The organism is Thermotomaculum hydrothermale (genome assembly GCF_016592575.1).
Taxonomy (GTDB): Bacteria; Acidobacteriota; Holophagae; order Thermotomaculales; family Thermotomaculaceae; genus Thermotomaculum; species Thermotomaculum hydrothermale.
Genome location: NZ_AP017470.1, coordinates 2,040,817 through 2,053,853, shown reverse-complemented (window position 1 = coordinate 2,053,853; position 13,037 = coordinate 2,040,817). Strand labels below are relative to the sequence as shown.

General features: G+C 34.8%; 15 protein-coding genes. 9 read left to right on the top strand and 6 right to left on the bottom strand.

The window, feature by feature from the left end; all coding sequences use genetic code 11:
- Window positions 1-168 precede the first annotated feature (168 nt).
- The 4 genes from TTHT_RS09545 to TTHT_RS09530 all read left to right on the top strand — a co-directional run bounded on the left by TTHT_RS09545 (window position 169) and on the right by TTHT_RS09530 (window position 3,704).
- Complete coding sequence (locus tag TTHT_RS09545) at window positions 169-1,089, top strand: RHS repeat-associated core domain-containing protein (RefSeq protein WP_201327749.1); 921 nt, start codon at window positions 169-171, stop codon at window positions 1,087-1,089.
- A gap of 15 nt (window positions 1,090-1,104) precedes the next feature.
- Window positions 1,105-1,569, top strand: coding sequence for a hypothetical protein (locus TTHT_RS09540; RefSeq protein WP_201327748.1), 465 nt, complete (start codon window positions 1,105-1,107; stop codon window positions 1,567-1,569).
- A gap of 222 nt (window positions 1,570-1,791) precedes the next feature.
- On the top strand, window positions 1,792-3,255 hold the full coding sequence (locus tag TTHT_RS09535) for a hypothetical protein (RefSeq protein ID WP_201327747.1): 1,464 nt from the start codon (window positions 1,792-1,794) through the stop codon (window positions 3,253-3,255).
- 8 nt (window positions 3,256-3,263) lie between these two features.
- On the top strand, window positions 3,264-3,704 hold the full coding sequence (locus tag TTHT_RS09530) for a DUF3592 domain-containing protein (protein ID WP_201327746.1): 441 nt from the start codon (window positions 3,264-3,266) through the stop codon (window positions 3,702-3,704).
- Window position 3,705: 1 nt separating this feature from the next.
- Here the strand turns inward: TTHT_RS09530 and ligA are convergent, their stop codons facing one another.
- From ligA to TTHT_RS09510, 4 genes are all read right to left on the bottom strand, one after another.
- Window positions 3,706-5,715, bottom strand: a complete 2,010-nt coding sequence (ligA, locus tag TTHT_RS09525) for an NAD-dependent DNA ligase LigA (RefSeq protein ID WP_201327745.1) — start codon at window positions 5,713-5,715, stop codon at window positions 3,706-3,708.
- A 55-nt stretch (window positions 5,716-5,770) separates the two neighbouring features.
- A complete protein-coding gene (locus tag TTHT_RS09520) occupies window positions 5,771-6,049 on the bottom strand; it encodes a type II toxin-antitoxin system RelE family toxin (protein ID WP_201327744.1) in 279 nt (92 codons plus the stop codon).
- Window positions 6,039-6,290, bottom strand: coding sequence for a type II toxin-antitoxin system prevent-host-death family antitoxin (locus TTHT_RS09515; RefSeq protein ID WP_201327743.1), 252 nt, complete (start codon window positions 6,288-6,290; stop codon window positions 6,039-6,041). The genes TTHT_RS09520 and TTHT_RS09515 overlap by 11 nt, the downstream gene beginning before the upstream one ends.
- A 76-nt stretch (window positions 6,291-6,366) precedes the next feature.
- On the bottom strand, window positions 6,367-6,909 hold the full coding sequence (locus TTHT_RS09510; RefSeq protein WP_201327742.1) for a DUF4416 family protein: 543 nt from the start codon (window positions 6,907-6,909) through the stop codon (window positions 6,367-6,369).
- Window positions 6,910-6,999: 90 nt separating this feature from the next.
- Here TTHT_RS09510 and TTHT_RS09505 point away from each other — a divergent pair, with 90 nt between their 5' ends.
- Genes TTHT_RS09505 through TTHT_RS09495 form a run of 3 tightly spaced genes read left to right on the top strand, consistent with a single transcriptional unit; the run spans window position 7,000 to window position 9,889 of the window.
- A complete protein-coding gene (locus TTHT_RS09505) occupies window positions 7,000-7,854 on the top strand; it encodes a CheR family methyltransferase (protein WP_201327741.1) in 855 nt (284 codons plus the stop codon).
- 21 nt (window positions 7,855-7,875) lie between these two features.
- A complete protein-coding gene (locus TTHT_RS09500; RefSeq protein ID WP_201327740.1) occupies window positions 7,876-8,940 on the top strand; it encodes a hypothetical protein in 1,065 nt (354 codons plus the stop codon).
- A complete protein-coding gene (locus tag TTHT_RS09495) occupies window positions 8,873-9,889 on the top strand; it encodes a hypothetical protein (protein ID WP_201327739.1) in 1,017 nt (338 codons plus the stop codon). Before TTHT_RS09500 ends, TTHT_RS09495 begins: the two co-directional genes overlap by 68 nt.
- Here the strand turns inward: TTHT_RS09495 and TTHT_RS09490 are convergent.
- Both TTHT_RS09490 and cobO read right to left on the bottom strand, forming a co-directional pair.
- A complete protein-coding gene (locus TTHT_RS09490) occupies window positions 9,886-10,860 on the bottom strand; it encodes a DGQHR domain-containing protein (RefSeq protein WP_201327738.1) in 975 nt (324 codons plus the stop codon). The genes TTHT_RS09495 and TTHT_RS09490 overlap by 4 nt on opposite strands.
- A complete protein-coding gene (gene cobO, locus TTHT_RS09485; RefSeq protein ID WP_201327737.1) occupies window positions 10,857-11,372 on the bottom strand; it encodes a cob(I)yrinic acid a,c-diamide adenosyltransferase in 516 nt (171 codons plus the stop codon). Before cobO ends, TTHT_RS09490 begins: the two co-directional genes overlap by 4 nt.
- A 70-nt stretch (window positions 11,373-11,442) precedes the next feature.
- Here cobO and TTHT_RS09480 point away from each other — a divergent pair, with 70 nt between their 5' ends.
- Both TTHT_RS09480 and TTHT_RS09475 read left to right on the top strand, forming a co-directional pair.
- Entirely contained in the window at window positions 11,443-12,228 is a 786-nt protein-coding gene (locus TTHT_RS09480; protein WP_201327736.1) for a CDP-alcohol phosphatidyltransferase family protein, read from the top strand.
- Entirely contained in the window at window positions 12,221-13,036 is an 816-nt protein-coding gene (locus TTHT_RS09475; RefSeq protein ID WP_201327735.1) for a 6-carboxytetrahydropterin synthase, read from the top strand. The genes TTHT_RS09480 and TTHT_RS09475 overlap by 8 nt, the downstream gene beginning before the upstream one ends.
- The last annotated feature ends 1 nt before the right edge of the window (window position 13,037 follow it).

The window sequence follows — 13,037 nt, the reverse complement described above, 5'->3', positions numbered from 1 at the left end:
ACTAATAACTTTTAATGTGTTTGTAGCAGCAATAATATCATTTTTAATTTTTATAAGATATTTAATAATTTTATTAGGTAAATAGGTTTATCCCGCAGGCTATTTGGCCTGCTTTTTTTGTGTAGTGTGATTTGATAGAATTTTGTAAAAAGGAATAAGGATTAGGGATTGAATAGTGGTAAAAAATTAAAATCAAAATTAAACGACTTTGGGGAAATCCTACACACAACAGACACCCTTGCTTATGGCGAAGAACTAACCGCACCTTACGAAAACAACAAAGACGAAGTACTAAACACCATAACCTACACAGGCCACGAAAAAGATTACGAAACAGACCTAACATATATGCTTGCAAGATACTACTCTTCTCAAACCGGCCGCTTCCTCTCCCCCGACCCCGGCTACGACTACGACCAATTAGACCCCATGTCCTGGAACCTGTATTCCTATGTCAGAGGGAATCCGGTAATGAGAATTGACCCTTATGGCAGGCAGGCTGCAACTACGCTTGACGCTGAAGCTGAAAGGAAACTATTAGAAGAAAAAGCAAAGATAAAAGCACGGCTTCAATATGAAACAAATGCAGGTAAAATGCACCCTAAAAGCTGGGCTGGAATTCAACCTAACGGTAAGCCTGTCCCTGAATTGAAAAGCGCAAAAACTGTTGAAAGAGAAAAAAAAGAACAGGAAGCCTGGAAAAAAGCAGGAGAGGAGGCAGAGAAAAAAACCAAAGTAGAACGATTGAATACAGTAATCCAAACATCTGACAATCTTGTAAAAGACGCATCAGTAATAGCAACAGCCTCTTTAACTACTCCTCAGACAATCTCTGTTACGCCTATTGCTTTAGCAACTGCCACTTATGCATCAGCAGTGTCAGTAATTGCAAGTGGATGGAAAGCTAATATAACAGGTTCTAAAAATGATTGGAATGAATTTAAAGCAAAAACATTTTCCTTTGGAATATCAACAATTGCTACAAAATTTATAGAAAATTTATCATTACCTAAACCTTTAGAATTATATTTACAAACTGTCGTAAATGACGCATCAGTTGTTGTTGATTCAAATAGTTCGAATAAATAAAATTTAGGAGTCTCTATGTTTTATTTTTCTAATTTAATTTTAGTTTTTCAACTTGCACTTTTCCTTTTGTTTGGTGCAAGTTTTGCCAAACCTAAAAATATAAACAAGTGGTCAAAGTTATCAACTCATTACTATTTTGCTTGTTTGTTTGTAGCGTTTTTTTGCACTATTTTTGGAGTTGTTGAACTAAATAAAATGTTAGATGTAATCAAGAAGAAAGGTGCCTTTAAATTAGTTATTGAACTTTCTACTTTAAATTTTTTCTGTTTTCTATGTATATGTTACACCACTTACGGATTGTTCTGGCAATGGTTTGAAGAAAATCAGATAAGAAAGAAAGAGAATAAAGCAAAAATCTCTTACCTTGAATATATAAAGCAAAAAAAATTGTCTATCCTAAACTTTTATGTTTTTGTAGGGTTAATTTTGTGGGGAGTGTGTTATTACTTATATCACATTGGAGCAATCCAGAATTTCTAAATTCTTCCGCAGGCCTTATGGCCTGCTTTTTTTAAGGTTATTTTACTTTTTGTGTAAAAAAGGGTAGAATTGGATAACTTTTTATATGAAAAATTTTTTAAGGCGGGAAACTCCCTGAGAATCGGAGGAAATGTGTTGTATTTTGTAAAAAAAATCTCAGCAGTTTTAGGCTTTTTATTATGTTTTTCTGTTTTTTCCGTTAATTTTTCAGGGAGTTACACAATGAGTTCAAATAATGCAAAACTGTACCTTTATATTAAGCAGAGTGGAATAAATATTTCAGGTGGATTAACAGGGACGACAGGGGCTGATTTTAAATTAACCGGCAAGGTTGAAGGAGAGGCTGCAGTTGGCAAATGTTATGGAAACAATATTGCGGTTTTTTTCAATATGTATTTTGAAGATAGCTCACTTTATGTTCAATTGATTGAGCCTAAAGCAGACGGTACTCCCGATTGGAGTAAGGTTAGAGAGCTTGTTTTTGTAAAAAGTGGTGGGGGTGGTGTGGTTTCTCAGAGGCAAGGGCAGTCTTCAGCAAATCCCCTTTCAAAAGGGAATAGTACAAATTTTGGAGGAAATTTTGCTGGCGACGGCCTGAAAGTTTCTTTAAGCCAGTCGGGAAGTATAATCAAAGGGACTTTAATGTTTAACGGAAGTAATTTTAAGATTAAAGGCAAGGTTTCTGGCAATAAGGCGGCAGGTGTTTTTTCAACAGGCAACGGAAATTTTAATTTTACCGCTGGGTTTAAAGGCAATACCCTTTTGTTTGAAACAGGCGGTACGGTTTACAGGTTAAAAAGAATAGGTGGTTCTTCAAATCCTCTTGCAAGAAGGAAGGCTAATCACCTTGCAAAGAAGCCTTCAGAGAATAGTAAGTATCCACAAAAAACCACTTCAAGAAAGGGAAAAAGGATTACGGTTGATTCTTTAGGTTTAAGTTTTGTTCCGCCTAAAGGGTGGATTGCAAAGCAGGACCCGAAAACGGGAAATTATTATATGGGTTCAAATTCAATACCCGGGTATATTTTAATGCTTCCTCATAACTATGCTACTTTTGACCAATTGGTTGCGGCGGCTGCCGAGGGATTTGTTGACCAGAGTACAAATATGCACGCTTCAAGCGATATTGAAAAAGTGGGGGAATATGCTGTTGGGGGAGAGTTTTCAGGCACTTTTCAAAATGTGCCTGCAAGGGCTTATGTGGTTGGCGTTGTTTCTCCTAACGGAAGTGGGGGATTTATGGCAATGTGTGTTACAACCACGCAAAAGTATTCAAATACTCATAAAAAAAGTGCTATTGAGCTTGCAAACAGTGTCAGGTTTTTTCAGGCTAAGGTTAATTCAGGTTTAATGAACTGGCTGGCAGGGGAGTATTACTCTTATGTAGGCTCCACAGAAAGAAAACTAATGCTTTGCCCAAATGGAAGGTATAGTTATTACTCTGAGAGTTCTTATGGCGGGGGATTTTCAGACCAGTACGGAAATAGTACAGGCTCATGGGGGGCGGCGGATAACGGTGGTTCTTCAGGAAGCTGGAAGGCTGTGGGGAATAAAAGTAGAGGAACTTTAATTTTTACAACAAACAAGGGTGAGGTTGACGAAAGGGGTTTTCAGGTTGTGGGAAAAGGTGTTATTTTAATTGATGGGACAAAATTCGCATATAAAGGGAGAGCAAACTGTAATTAGGAGGGTGTATGAAAAAAGTTGGGATTATCTTTCTGATGGTTGGGGTTTTGCTTTTTGTTGTTGGGTATATTTTTATTAAACAGGCTAAAAAGGTTGAGAAGTGGCCTTCTGTTAAAGGGGTTGTGGTTGAGTCAAAGGTTGTAAGCCATCTTGATTCTGAAAGCAATCAAACAATGTATGCCCCTGCAATTACTTACAGGTATAAGGTGGATGGCAAGGAGTACACATGCTCTGATTATGGTGCTTTGAATATTAGTTATAGTTTCGCTTCAGAGGCAGAGAGGATTGTTAATAATTATCCAGAGGGCAAAGAGGTTATTGTTTACTATAATCCTGAAAATCCTTACAAAGCGGTTTTAGTAAAGAATAAAAGTTTTCTAATATACATTCCTCAGGTGTTAGGCGGTATTTTTACAATTATCGGCGCTGGTTTGCTGTTTTTTGGTTAATTTACTTTTTATACTTTTCTGCAAAATTTAAGAGAAATTGCTCGTCAACGGTTTTAACGCCTAATTGAACTGCTTTTCTGAACTTTGAACCGGGGTTTTTGCCGACAATTACATAGTTTGTTTTCTTTGATACTGATGATGAAACCTTTGCGCCAAGGCTTTCTAAGAATTCAGTTGCCTGTTTTCTGGTAAAGTTTTCAAGCTCCCCGGTTAAAACAAAGGTTAAGCCTTTAAGCGGTTGTTCTCTTTCTTCTGTTTCTTCTGTTTCAAATTTTAAGCCGTGTTTTTTCAGTTTTTCTATTAGTTCAAGGTTGTGTTTTAAAGAAAAGTATTTTTTTAGGGATTCCGCAATCTTTTCCCCAATACCTTCAATTTCTGCAATCTCTTCACCACTTGCGTTTATAATGTTGTCAATTGATTTAAAGTGTCTGGCAAGGAGTTTTGCTGCCTTTTGTCCAACATACCTTATTCCAAGTGCGTATAAAACATTGTGAAACGGTTTTTGCTTTGATTTTTCAATCTCTCTCAATAAATTTTCGGCAGACTTTTCTCCCATTCTCTCTAAGTTTGCTATTTTTTCTTTTTCTAACTCGTAAATGCTTGAGAAGTCTTTTAATAATCCCTTTTCTAAAAGTTTGTCAACGAGGGATTCCCCCATTCCCCTTATATCCATTGCGTCCCTTGATACAAAGTGGAGTATTGAATTTTTTAAAATTGCGGGGCAGGAGGGGTTTATGCACCTTATTGCAACCTCGTCTCCGAATTTAACTGTTTTTTCTCCGCATACAGGGCATTTTTCAGGGGGGATAATCTCTTTTTCATTTCCTGTTCTCTTTGAGGTTACAACCTTTACAACTTTCGGGATAATCTCTCCAGCCTTTTCAACAAAAACAGTGTCTCCAATCCTGATATCAAGCCTTTTAATTTCGTCAAAATTGTGCAGTGTTGCCCTTTTTACAGTTGTTCCTGCCAATCTTACAGGCTCAAGCTCTGCAACAGGGGTGATTACTCCTGTTCTTCCAACCTGAAAGGTTACATCTAATATTTTTGTTGTTGCCTGTTCCGGTTTAAATTTAAACGCTATTGCATACCTTGGAAACTTTGCTGTTGTGCCTAGCACTTCCCATAATTTAACATTGTCAACCTTGATAACCATACCGTCAACAGGGAAGTTTAAAGTTGGTTTAATTGTTTCTTCAAACTTTTTGCAGTATTCTATAACCTCTTTTATTTTTTTAAGTTTTAATACATGGGGCGGTGTTGAAAAGCCTAAGGAATTTAAGAGTTTTAGCCTTTCAAAGTGGGATTCTGGGAGAAAGTTTTCCTCTGTTATAACCTGATAGCAGTACATTTTCATCTTTCTCTTTGCCGCAATCTTTGAGTCTTTTAGCCTGATTGTGCCTGCAACTGCGTTTCTGGGGTTTGCAAAGACATCCTCGCCGCTTTCCTCTTTTTCTTTGTTTATCTCTCTGAATATGTCAAAGGAAAGGAATACCTCTCCCCTTACCTCAAAGTATTCAGGCACTTTTTCAAAGATTTTTAGGGGTATGTTCGTAATTGTTTTTGCGTTTTCTATTACATTGTCTCCCTGAATGCCGTCTCCCCTTGTAATTGCTCTTGTTAGAATGCCGTTTTGATAGATTAAGGCAAGGCCTATTCCGTCTATTTTAGGCTCAACAGTGTATTCAACCGAATTGCCAAGGATTTTTTCAACCCTCTCGTTGAAGTTTAATAGCTCTCCCTCATTGTATGCATTGTCAAGGGAAATCATTGGTACTGAATGCTTTACAGTTTCAAACCCCTCTATTGGTTCTCCGCCGACTCTTGATGTGGGGGAATATGGGAGTTTAAACTCTGGGAATTGCTCTTCTAATTTCTGGAGTTTTTTGAGAAGCATGTCGTATTCATAATCGGATATTTCAGGCTCATTTTTTACATAGTAAAGATAATTGTGCCTCAATAACTCCTCGGTAAGCTTTTCTATTTCTTTTTTTGCTTCTTCCCTTTTCATACTTACTCCCTGATATTTATTTTAAGTAAATTTTACACTAATAATGTTTTTAGTGTTATTTTCTTTTTCCAAGCTTTTTGTAAATGTCGTCTCTATGGGCAATTATTAAAACAGTTACGCTTTTTTCTGTGTCGTCAACATAGTAAGCAAGGCGGTAACTTTTTTGTTTTAATTTAATTTTGTAAACATTTTCAAAGCCTTTCAGTTTGTTTCTCTTGTTGTGGGGGTTTTTAAGGATTGATTTTAACTTCTTTTTGAAAAATTCTCTGGTTTCACCGTCAAGTTTTTCCCATTCCTTTAAGGCTTTTTTGACAAATTTGAGTTTATAGCTCATCAATACTTATTTCAACAGCTTTATCTTTTTCTTTTAGTCTTTCCTTTACCATTTCCGAAAATGTTTTTTCCTCTAATTTTTCCAAAAGGTTTTCGTATTGTTCGGGGGAGAGAATGTATGCACAGGGTTTATTGTGGTTTAATACAACCACTGAAGTTTTTTTTGCATTTTCGATAATTTTTTTCGGGCTTTTTTTTAATTCGCTAATGCTTACGCTGAAAGGTGAAAGTATCTTTTCCATTTTGACCTCTTTTTAGTATTGTTTTCGGTATATAATTTAGTATATTTTTGAAAAAAATCAAGAGTATCTTTAGAAATTACGGGATTATTTTCATTTCTTTTAACTGGTTTTTGTAAATGTTTCGTAAATTTAGAAAGTATTTGTCGTATATGCCTGATTTAAAGTCCGGGAATGTCCAGACAAAGGGGGTAATTTTGTTTTTCCCTAAAAGCAGTACCATGTCGGCACAGATTCCTTCCCTTAGATAAATTTTGTGCCCCATATACTTTTCTGAAACAAGCACCAATTTGTAAAGGTCAATGTATCCGGGGTCAATGTTTAGTCTTCTTTTCCCTTCTTCTGAGTATTTTTCTTCGTATTCAAGGCATTTCTTTTTTATCTCTACAATAAAATCCCCTTCGGTTAAATTTTTAAATGAAAAAAATTGCCTGTATAGGTTTTCTCCCATTTCAGGTTTGTAATAGTCTGTAAAGTCAAAGGGGAATGGTTCAGATTCGGTGTCTATTTCCCCAAAATCTTTTGAGATTTTTTCTTTAAAGTCTTCAAATAGCCCATCTTTGGAGTGGATAACAGATATAAAATTTTTTACAGGCGGAAATTTTCCCTTGCCTAAATACATATTTACCCCCTTAGCTTCAAATATTAGCACAATTTGATTTTTTTTGTTCTATACCCTTTTGTTTTTATGTTGTAAAATACTTAATGAATTATGATAAATGATAGACTGAATGACTTAAAATTAAACAGAGAAATTTTTAATATATTTGCCAGGCTGATAAGAGAGAAGTGTGGTCTTTTCTTTGACTTATCCAAAATGTATTTTCTTGAGACAAAGTTGAAAAAGAGAATGGCTGAAAGAGGGATAACTGATTTTATAACTTATTATAATTTGTTGAAGAATGATTATACAGACAGAGAGTTTAAAGAGTTGTTGAACGAAATTACTATCCATGAAACAGCTTTTTTTAGAATTAACTCTCATTTTAAAACATTTTCCGACTATGTCCTTCCCGGTCTTGTTGCAAGAAAAAACGATTCAGGGTCATTATACCTCTCATTTTTAAGTGCCGGCTGTTCAACAGGGGAGGAGGCTTATTCGATTGCGCTCTCTGTTTTTGAGAAAATGAAGGAGTTTCCACAAAAAATAGACTTTTCTGTTGTGGGAATTGACATAAGTATTTCAGCAATAGAGAGGGCAAGGAATGGAATTTATTCGGAAAACGATTTAAATTCCGTTCCTGAAAATATCATAGAAAAATACTTTGAAAAAGTTGACAATGGCTTTAAAGTAAAGGATTTTGTAAAAGAGAAGGTTGTGTTCAGGTATGCAAATCTCTATAAAAAAGAGGATATTGAATTAATTGGCAGGTTTGATGCTGTTTTTTGCCGCTATGTTTTGATTTACTTTGATGAATTGGCAAAAACCAAATTGCTTGACAATATTTACTCTGTTTTAAATCCAGGAGGGATGCTTTTTGTTGCTCCCTCTGAAAGTTATAATGTTCCAGAAAACTTTGCCAGAATTAATTATAAAAATTCTATAGTTTTTGAGAAGCCTTTATAAAAATTTTGATATTATAAAAGTATGAAATTACGATTTTTATTTTTATTTTTTTTATGTTTCAGCCTCTTTGCACAAATTCTTCCTTTAAAAGGGAATAGATACGATTACCTTGTTGATTTTGATAAAAAAAAGGTTTTTTGCGGGGTAGAGGAGTTTGATTTTGATTCTGATAAAAAATGCGGTTATTTCTTTGTGTGGGATAAATCCCTGTTTTTGTTTGAAAAGGGCAAAGTAATAAATTTAAATGAAAAAAAAGAATCAGGCGAGATAAAAAACTCATTGTTGCCTGATGCGGATTATTTGCCATATTCAATTCAGGATTTGGTAAAAGGTAACCTGCTTTTTATTCCCATAAAAACAGGTTTTGCTGTTTTTGATTTAAAAAAGGGAGAGATTAAGGGAAGTTTAAGCTGTGTTTTTGATAAAACCGAAAGGGATATTGTTCTTCCTGAAGTAAAGACTGGTAATGACAGGATTTTTCTTGTTTTTAACAAAAGGGTTGAGGTTTTTAACGATTTTGAAAAGGAAAAAACTTTACATATTGACAATGCTTTATTCTTCACAGTTTCAGCGGGAAAGGATTTTTTTTCAATTTTAAGTGTTGAAAAGCCAGGGGGGTTATTTTCAATAAAAACTGTTTTAAAAAGTTATGATTACAAATTCAACCTGTTGAATAAAAAGGAAATAGATGTCTTTCCGAAAAACATCTATGAGATTAACGGCAATTTTGTTTTTGAAAAAAAAGAAATAAGTGTGTTTTCCCTTTTCGGGAGTAAAAAAATTCACATTGTCAGGACTGACTTGAAAAACGGGAAGATTAAAGAGTACTCATTTTCCCTTTCCCACAAGAGAAGGCATGTGTTTCCCCTATATTACGGCAAAAAGATTTTTCTAATAGCACAGTGCAAGGACGGAAAGGTTTATCTGCTTGATTTATACAGGGATAAGAAAAGGAAAACAGATAAAAAGGTTTATTACGATTATGATTTTTTAAAAGGAAAAAAAGGCGGTGTTTTTTATGAGGAAAATGGGAATAATTATTTTCCTGTTAAGTTTGAGCTTTCTCTCATCAGCAGAATCTTTTAAAGGGGCATTTTTTTTTCAGGGAAATGTCTATTATATTGGAAAATCAGGGGATAGATATTCTGTTGTTTTGAAGGGGAAAGAATTAGCCTCATTTAAAGGTTTGAAGGCATACTATTCAAATGGGTATGACAAGGCTGTTTTTCTAACTGAGAAAAAAGAGATAATCTGGTTTAAAGATAAGGTTTTTGAGGTTGATGTAAACTTAAATCCTGTGCTTGATTTTGATGGTCTAAAATTTTACAGGTTGCTGTTAAAAAATGAAAACTTTGTTTTTATAGGGGATTTAAATCCTTCTGTCTTTGATTTGAGAAATGGAAAGTTGTACAAACTCCCCTTTCTTTACTCAAAAGCAGGGAGAATGCTTTTTCTTGTATCCCCTGAAGATATACTTTTTACCGAAAATTGTTTTATCTTTTTCTCAAAGCCATACCTTATTGCCTATTCAATTGAAAGCAAAAAGCCTGTTTTTATGAAAAAAGTAAATTTTGAGTTTGTTTCTTTTTCAGGCTTTAAAAATGGTATGCCGTACTTTGAGTTTGATTATAAAACGCCTTTGTATGTTGACTTGAAAGATAAAAAGGTTGAATTGCAAAAGAAATTAGAGAATGACAATATGATTTTTTACGGCCAGATAGGTGAGTTAAAGGGGTTAAAGATTTTTCTTGATATTTCTGGAAAGGGATTTTCCACAGAGTTAAATGCAACTTTCAAGGTTTATAAAAATGGCAAATTGGTTTTTGAAAAAGAGATAGAGGGATTAAAGGTTGACCTTAACAATCTTTTAAATTTCAGGCCATTTGTTTTTAGCCAGATTGAAAAGGCTGTTATGGTAAATTTTCCAGATAGAAAGATTTTTTTGTGTAAAGGTAAACAAAATAAAATAAAGATAAAGGTTGTAATAGATAAAACAAATTTTTCAGTGGTTAACGGTGAGGTATTAACCTTTTAAAGAAGCCACTCGTCAAGTTTTTGAGATGTTGTTTCTGGAAGATAACTTAAAAATTGCCTGATTATTCCTTCCCTATCCTTTTTTGTTTTTATGTTTTGAGGTTTAATTTTAAAATCTCTAACATAGGAGAAAACCTCTTTAAAGCCTTCAATTGAGTTTAAGTTTAGGTTTTCATTCTTTCCCCTTCGTATAACCCTTTCAAATATTGGGGATAAGGCAACCTGAATTGATGCTGAGTTTATGGGAAGTTCAAATGTTTCAAAAAATGCGTTTAAATAGTTTTCTATAGCCTTTTCAGGGTGTTTGCTTCTCTCTAAAATTCCGCCAATATCCACAAATGGAAGAATAAGTTTTACAAGTTGCTCTAAAGAGATAACCCCCTTTTCCCCCTTTGAGACCTTAATCTTTTTGTAAAGGGGAGAGGTTTTGCTTTGAGAAAGCTTTAATGCAGTGTCTGTTGCAATTTTTTCAGCCTGCTTTGTGTCTCCAATGTAATGCCTTATATCAAGGAGAAGGGATTTGCTTAAAGGCTTCTGGGTTGTGTTTATTACGGTGAAAAGGTGTGCCGCAGTTTTTAAATCAAGGTTTAAAAAACCAACAACAGGTATTTCAAAATCAACTTCGTTTGAGAATTCAAAAGCCATAAGCCTGTGCTGGCCGTCAAGAATATATGCACACTTTTCGTCAGGAATTTCAAGGTATCCGCACTCAATTCCGTTGATATTTTGCGGTATAAACCTTGTTTTTTCGTTAAAGTTTACAATAATGTTGTTTGGAATTGCCGCATCGTTGTTTAAAAGGTAAATGGCAATCTCTTTAAGCCTTTTTTTGTCTAAAATCCTCTGTAATGCAGTTTTATTTTCGCTTGTGCGAGGCTCTATAATTGTAAGTTTCAGTAAGTCTGAAGCCTTCATTTTAAACAAATAAAGAGGTAACCCCTTTTGCTTTAAGGAAATGGCAAAAACCCTCATCTTTCAATCCCCTCTCTTGCCTGAATCCCCCTTTGAAAATAGTGTTTAATCTCCTTCATTTCAGTTACTAAGTCTGCAATTTCAATCAACTCTTCAGGTGCATACCTTCCTGTGAGAACAATCTCAACCCCTTCAGGCTTATTTTTAATTAATTCTATCACCTCTTTTGTTTCAATAAGTTTAAAATATATGGCAACATTTATCTCGTCAAGAATAACAATCTGGTACTCTCCTGAAAAAATGGCCTTTTTGCACTCTTCAAATCCCTTTTTTGCAAGTTTTATGTCTTCTTCCGTTATTTCGTGAACAAAGTCAGGTTTTCCAAACTGCTTTACTTTAACAAGCCCGTTTGTAAATTTCTCTATCTCAAGCTCTCCGTATTTTACTCCCTTTAAAAACTGGCCGATAAAGGTTTTGTAACCGTTCCCCGCAGCCCTTAAAGCAAGCCCGAATGCTGCCGTTGTTTTTCCCTTCCCGTTTCCTGTGTAAACATGTACAAAACCGAAATTCATTCAACCTCCTTTTTAGTTAATTTTACAATAGAAAAGAAATTAAAACTATTTTTTGGTGTAGAATTTAAATATGGATGGAGTGAAAATTAAAACAAGAGAGGTTATTGATTTATCAGATTACGGGAGGCAGGTTGCGATTTTTATTGCAAAACCCCTTGCAAAGGTTGGGTTAAAGGCATGGCAGGTAACTATTTTTCATTTTTTATTAATGTGCCTTGTTGGTTATCTTGTTTACCTTGATACAGATTCTTCCCTTGCCCTCGCTTCTATACTTTTGCTTTTTAAAAATATCTTTGACGCTGTTGACGGTTCAATTGCAAGGATTCAAAAAAGGCCAAGCAAAATTGGAAGGTTTTTAGACAGCAACCTTGATTTTTTAGGGCATGCAATACTCTTTTTTGCAATTAGAGATGCCTCTTTTTTAGTTAAACTTTTTGGTTTTCTTTCCTTTGTTTTTCAGGGAAGTGTTTTTAACTATTACTTTGTGCTTTTCAGGCATAGAAATGGGGGAGACAAAACAAGCAAGATTAAAGAAAATGGTGAAAATGAGTTTCCTTACGATAACCCCTTTGTTGTTAAAGCGCTTTACCTTTTTTACCTCGTTTTTTACAAATGGCAGGATGAACTTGTTGATTTTATTGAGGTTAAGGTTTTGAAGTGTAAGAGAAAAACTCCAAATAAAACTTTGCTTCAACTTGTTTCTGTATTTGGGCCTGGCTTTCAATACCTCTTTGTTATGCTTTTTTTCACTTTGGGAAAAACCTCATTAATTCCATTGTTTTTCCTTTTGCCGTATAATGGATTGTTGGTGTATGCTTTTTTTGTTAGACGGAAGTGCAGGGAGAGTGATGAGTAAGGTAATTTTAACAAGGCGTTTTTACTTTTGTGCAGCCCACTATTACAGGGTTAAGGATTGGAGTGAAGAAAAAAACAGAGAGGTTTTCGGTATTCACTCAAATTCTTCAGGGCACGGGCATAACTTTGTGCTTGATGTGTCTGTTAAAGGTGAGATTAACCCGGTAACAGGTATGATTGTAAATCTAACTGATTTAAAGAAAATTGTGACACCTATTGTTGAGGAGTTTGACCATAAATTTTTGAACAAGGATTTGCCATACTTTGAAACAATGCAGCCGACGGTGGAAAACCTTGCAATGCTTTTCTGGGATTTGATTGAGGAGAAACTGCCGGATGGTGTTTTTCTCCACAGAATAAAATTAAAGGCAACGGATAAGGTTTTTGCAGAGTATTACGGGGATAATTTAGGGGTATTTTGCAAAAAATACAGGTTTTCAGCAGGACACAGGCTTTTTTCTCAAAAGTTAAGCGATGAAAAAAATAAAGAGATATACGGCAAGTGCAACAATTTTTATGGCCACGGCCACAATTACTATTTGAAGGTGTACTATAGAGAAAAGCCTGACGAAAAAACGGGAATGACAATACCTTTAAGCGAACTTGATAAAAGGGTTAAATCTTTTTTAAAGACAATTTCTGGTAAGAGGCTTGACAGGGACATTGATTTTTTTAAGGATAAGCCTGCAACAAGCGAGAATTTGATTTTGTACATTAAACAGGAATTAAATAAGGTTTTGGGAGACAATATTTTTAAACTTGAATTAAGCGAAACGAGAAACAACTTTTTTGAATATCTGGAGGATTAAA